The organism is Rhizobacter sp. P3_B12, assembly GCF_056402895.1.
In genome coordinates this window covers 1-3,996 of record NZ_JBFUGN010000572.1, presented here as the reverse complement: position 1 = coordinate 3,996, position 3,996 = coordinate 1, and the positions used below count along the sequence as shown (strand labels likewise).

The window sequence follows — 3,996 nt, the reverse complement described above, 5'->3', positions numbered from 1 at the left end:
CCGTGACACCGACGTGCAGGCCCCTCGCCGGCCGCCGCGGGTGGCACGGCGCCGGCATCACGACTCCCTCGGGCTCCCTCACGTCGCTACTGCAGAACAGCACAGGTCAGTCCAGTTTTTCCTTCACGGCGGACATGGCCTCGCCCCCGAGCATAGGGCGCGATGACCCCGTGCCGGATGACTGCACGGTGCGCGCCATGCCGGCAGCGGTCGGAAGTGCGCAGGAAATCACGAGTGGCGCCGGCGTGGCGAGTGCATGAAAACCCGCGAACAGCGCCGCGACCCCGAGAACGGCCGCGGCGAAGCGCAGCTGGGGCGTGTGCAGGAAAGAGGTCGGGCGCGTCGATTTCATGGTCCGCATGGTCGGCGGTGCACCGGCTCGCCGTCCTGAAGCGCGGCTGAATTCTCCTGAAGGCGCTGTCCCTGGCCGGACAGCCGGCCGGCGCGCGAACTCCTAACATCGGGCGTCATGTCGTCCACACCGTATCTCCCGCGGCGCCCCGGCCGCAGCCGCTTCGTCGACCTGCGCGGCCTGCGCTACCACCTGCACGAATGGGGCGACGCGGCCCTGGCCACCGCCGAGCGGCCGACGCTCGTGATGCTGCACGGCTGGATGGACGTCGGCGCATCGTTCCAGTTCGCCGTCGATGCGCTGGCGGCGATCGAGGGCGAGGGGCGCCACGTGGTCGCACCGGACTGGCGCGGCTTCGGCCTGAGCGCGCCGGGCGGTGCCGACTGCTAYTGGTTCCCCGACTACCTCGGCGATCTCGATGCGCTGCTCGACTCTCTGGCCGATTCCGTGGCCGCCCCCGGCGAGCCGATCGACCTGCTCGGCCACAGCATGGGCGGCAACGTCGCGATGGTCTATGCCGGCGTGCGGCCCGAGCGCATCCGCCGGCTCGTCAACCTGGAAGGCTTCGGCCTGCCGGCCACGCGGCCGGCGCAGGCACCCAAGCGCTACCTGCAGTGGTTGGACGAACTGAAGCAGCCGGTGGAACTGCGCCCCTACGACAGCCTGCAGGCGGTCGCCGAGCGGCTGCGCAAGACCAACCCGCTGCTGCGCGAGGACCGCGCGGCCTGGCTGGCCGGCCACTGGTCGCGCCAGGCCGAGGACGGCCGCTGGCACATCCTCGGCGACCCGGCCCACAAGCGCGCCAACCCGGCGCTGTACCAGAAGGACGAGGTGCTGGCCTGCTGGCAGCGCATCGCCGCACCGCTGCTGTGGGTCGAGGGCGACCGCACCGATGTCTCGAAATGGTGGGGCGACCGCTACCCGCGCAGCGACTTCGACGCCCGCCTGGCGCAGGTGCCGCGGGTCGAGCGCCAGGTGCTGTCGCCGGCCGGGCACATGCTGCACCACGACCAGCCCGAGGCGCTCGCCGCCCATCTGGCGCGTTTCCTCCAGGCCTGACCGGCCGCCCTGCCCGTGCGGGCATGCGGTGCGTGCGAAAATCCCGCGATTCACAAAACACACACGGGAACTGCACCATGGACGTCGAACACATCAATGCCATCGGCAACACCCTGGCCGACCTGACCCAGCGCACGGTCGGCCTCCGGGGGTATCTTTGACTACGATCGCAAAGCACTGCGACTGAACGAGGTCAACGCCGCGCTCGAGAACCCCAAGGTCTGGGACGAACCGAAGCGCGCACAGGAGCTGGGCCRCGAGAAGCGCTCGCTCGAGCAGGTCGTCGAGACCATCGACCACCTCACCGGCAACCTGGCCGACAACTCCGAGCTGTACGAGATGTCGAAGGCCGAGGGCGACACCGACGGCCTGCAGGCCATCGAGGCCGAGACCGCCAAGCTGGCCGAGATCGTCGACGGGCTCGAGTTCCGCCGCATGTTCAACAACCCGGCCGACCCGCTCAACTGCTTCCTCGACATCCAGGCCGGCGCCGGCGGCACCGAGGCCTGCGACTGGGCCGGCATGCTGCTGCGCCAGTACCTGAAGTACGCCGAGCGCAAGGATTTCAAGGCGACGGTCGAGGACCAGTCCGACGGCGAAATCGCCGGCATCAAGAGCGCCACCATCAAGGTCGAGGGCGACTACGCGTTCGGCCTGCTGCGCACCGAGACCGGCGTGCACCGCCTGGTGCGCAAGAGCCCGTTCGATTCCGCCGGCGGCCGCCACACCAGCTTCGCCAGCGTGTTCGTCTACCCCGAGGTCGACGACACGATCGAGATCGACATCAACCCGTCCGACGTGCGCACCGACACCTTCCGCGCGAGCGGCGCCGGCGGCCAGCACATCAACAAGACCGATTCGGCGGTGCGCCTCACGCACATCCCGACCGGCATCGTCGTGCAGTGCCAGGACGGCCGCAGCCAGCACAGCAACCGCGACGTGGCCTGGAAGCGGCTGCGCTCGCGCCTGTACGACCATGAGATGCGCAAGCGCATGGAAGAGCAGCAGAAGCTGGAAGACACCAAGACCGACGTCGGCTGGGGCCACCAGATCCGCAGCTACGTGCTCGACCAGAGCCGCATCAAGGACCTGCGCACCAACGTGGAGATCTCCAACACCCAGAAGGTGCTGGACGGCGACCTCGACCAGTTCATCACCGCCAGCCTGAAACAGGGCATCTGATGACGCAGCTGAAGGCCCTGCTCTTCGACCTGGACGGCACGCTGATCGACAGCATGCCGCACCACCACGACGCCTGGGTCGAGTGGCACCGCCGGCGCGAGCTGACGATCGACGCCGAGCGCTTCTTCCTGGAGACGGCCGGGCGCAGCAACGTCGAGATCTTCACCGACCTGCTGCCCGGCCGCAGCGCCGACGACTACGCTGCGTTCGGCGCCGAGAAGGAGGCGATCTACCGCGACATCGCCGCCACCCGGCTCGGGCTGAYCGCCGGCACGCACGAGCTGCTCGACCGCGCGGCCGGCCTCGGCCTGAAGCTCGCGGTGTGCACCGCGTCGACGCCGCAGAACATCGCGCTCGCCTATGGGCGCTTCGGCATCGGCGACAAGGTGCAGACCACCGTGAGCCCGGCCGATGGCCTGCGCGGCAAGCCGCACCCGGACATCTTCCTCGAGGCCGCGAAGCGCCTCGGCGTGAGCCCGGCCGAGTGCCTGGTCTTCGAGGATGCGCCGCTCGGCGTCGAGGCCGCGCGGCGCGCCGGCATGAAGGCCGTCGCGCTGACCACGACGATGGCGGCCGCCGCCTTCGCCGGCTTCGACAACGTCGTCGCCGTCGTGCCCGACCTGCTCGATGTCCGACTCACCCTTCCGATCCATCAGCCCTGACGAAAGAAGAACACCATGCGTGAAGGCACTGCACCGCTGATCCGCCGCGAGGACTACACCGCCCCGGCGTTCTGGATCCGCACCGTCGACCTGACGTTCGACCTCGACCCGGCGAAGACGCTGGTCATCAACCGCATGACGATGGAGCGCAACACCGCGCTGCCGCCGCAGCCGCTGCGCCTGCACGGCGAAGACCTGACGCTGACGCGCGTGCTGGTCAACGGCGAATCGGTGTCGTTCCGCCATGAAGACGGCATGCTGGTGATCGACAGCCTGTCGGACGTGCCGGCCGGCGAGTTCACGCTCGAGATCCGCAACACCTGCGCGCCCGAGAAGAACACGCAGCTGTCGGGCCTGTACACCTCGGGCGGCGGCTTCTTCACGCAGTGCGAAGCCGAAGGCTTCCGCCGCATCGCCTACTTCCTCGACCGCCCGGACGTGATGGCGGTCTACACCGTGACGCTGAAGGCCAGCAAGAAGGCCTACCCGGTGCTGCTGTCGAACGGCAACCTGGTGCAACAGGGCGAGCTCGACAACGGCCGGCACTTCGCGAAGTGGCACGACCCGTTCCCGAAGCCGAGCTACCTGTTCGCGCTGGTCGCGGCCGACCTGGTGGCGCGCGAGCAGAACGTGCGCACCCGCTCGGGCAAGGACCACCTGCTGCAGGTGTACGTGCGCCGCGGCGACCTCGAGAAGACCGAGCATGCGATGAACTCGCTGATCGCGAGCGTGGTCTGGGAC

The 3,996-nt window shown here is 69.1% G+C and carries 4 protein-coding genes and 1 pseudogene; 4 read left to right on the top strand and 1 reads right to left on the bottom strand.

Going from position 1 to position 3,996, the window contains the following annotated elements; genetic code table 11:
* Nucleotides 1-106: 106 nt before the first annotated feature.
* Entirely contained in the window at nucleotides 107-352 is a 246-nt protein-coding gene (locus AC1D01_RS23905; RefSeq protein ID WP_477870768.1) for a hypothetical protein, read from the bottom strand.
* 117 nt (nucleotides 353-469) lie between these two features.
* On the opposite strand from AC1D01_RS23905, the gene AC1D01_RS23900 reads away from it, so the two are divergent.
* From AC1D01_RS23900 to pepN, 4 genes and pseudogenes are all read left to right on the top strand, one after another.
* Complete coding sequence (locus tag AC1D01_RS23900; protein ID WP_477870766.1) at nucleotides 470-1,411, top strand: alpha/beta fold hydrolase; 942 nt, start codon at nucleotides 470-472, stop codon at nucleotides 1,409-1,411.
* A gap of 77 nt (nucleotides 1,412-1,488) precedes the next feature.
* Nucleotides 1,489-2,593, top strand: a protein-coding gene (gene prfB / locus AC1D01_RS23895; protein WP_477870764.1) for a peptide chain release factor 2 whose coding sequence is annotated in 2 segments (ribosomal slippage) — nucleotides 1,489-1,569 and nucleotides 1,571-2,593 — 1,104 coding nt in all. Because the reading frame shifts where the segments join, the coding sequence is not laid out codon by codon here.
* Nucleotides 2,593-3,255 carry an HAD family hydrolase gene (locus AC1D01_RS23890; protein WP_477870762.1) on the top strand — a complete coding sequence of 221 codons (663 nt, stop codon included), beginning with the start codon at nucleotides 2,593-2,595 and terminating at the stop codon, nucleotides 3,253-3,255. Before prfB ends, AC1D01_RS23890 begins: the two co-directional genes overlap by 1 nt.
* Nucleotides 3,256-3,270: 15 nt before the next feature.
* A pseudogene (gene pepN, locus AC1D01_RS23885) lies at nucleotides 3,271-3,996 on the top strand (aminopeptidase N); the annotation flags it as partial.